General features: G+C 64.1%; 1 protein-coding gene. It reads right to left on the minus strand.

Annotated elements, in window-relative coordinates:
* Positions 1-18 precede the first annotated feature (18 nt).
* Entirely contained in the window at positions 19-1026 is a 1008-nt protein-coding gene (locus JCM9942_RS16380) for a TerC family protein (RefSeq protein ID WP_054660918.1), read from the minus strand.
* Positions 1027-1181 lie beyond the last annotated feature (155 nt).

Here is a 1181-nt window from a genome sequence, read left to right on the forward strand (position 1 = left end):
GCGCCGATCAGGCCGGGGTCATGGCTGGTCCGGCTTCTTCTCCGGTTTCTTCGGCCGCGTCGGGCTGCCCGGTACCCACCAGGTCCGGGTCCGCGCATCCGCCGGCGGCGCACCGCGTGTCTTCAGCAGCGAGACCAGCATCGAGCCGCCGATCAGCACGGCGGTGATCAGCAGCGCAAGCTCGGTGGGGATCACCTTGGTCCCGAACCAGGCATTGAGGATCATCTTGATGCCGACAACCACCAGTACCAGCGACAGGCCGTACTTGAGGTAGTGGAAGCGGGTGATGATCCCGGCCAGGGCGAAGTACAGCGCCCGCAGGCCGAGGATCGCGAACACGTTCGCCGTGTAGACGATGAACGGATCGGTGGTTATCGCGAAGATCGCCGGAATGGAGTCCAGCGCGAACACCAGGTCGGTCAGCTCCACCAGCACCAGCACGATAAACAGCGGGGTGATGAACCGCACCCCGTTGCGGCGCACCGTGAAGCGATCGCCTTCAAAGGTTTCGGTCACGCGGAAGTGACGGCGCATGAAACGGTTGACGCGGTTGTTCTCGATATCCGGTTCCCGCCCGACCGTGACCAGCATCTTGGCCCCGGTGAAGATCAGGAACGCCCCGAACACGTAGATGATCCAGTGGAAGTGTTCGATCACCGCCGCGCCTGCCAGGATCAGCGCCGCGCGCATCACCAGCGCACCGAGCACGCCCCAGAACAGCACGCGGTACTGGTAGGGCGCCGGGACCGCGAAATGGCTGAAGATCAGCACGAACACGAAAATATTGTCGATGCTCAGGCTCTTTTCGATCAGGTAGCCGGTCAGGAATTCATAGCCCTTGGGCGCTCCCAGAAAATGGAACACGCCGGCGGCGAAGACCATGGCCAGCAGGAAGTAGCCCAGGCTCAGCCAGAGCGCCTCCTTGATGCTGATCTCCTTTTGCTTGCGGTGCAGCACCCCCAGATCCAGGGCCAGCAGCACAAGCACGAACAGATTGAAGCCGACCCACAGCCAAAGCGTGTTCATCCGTCCTCTCCCGCGCAGTGATCAGGTCCGGCGCAGGCGAGGCCCTACGCCTTGATTGGCTGCCCGCCGCCGAGGCAGGGGGGCGGGTTCGAAGCTAGCGGTGGACCGGTGCAAACGCCGTCAAGCCGGGCCCTGGCGCCGACCGCCACCGCCCG

The organism is Stenotrophomonas pictorum JCM 9942, assembly GCF_001310775.1.
GTDB lineage: Bacteria > Pseudomonadota > Gammaproteobacteria > Xanthomonadales > Xanthomonadaceae > Stenotrophomonas > Stenotrophomonas pictorum.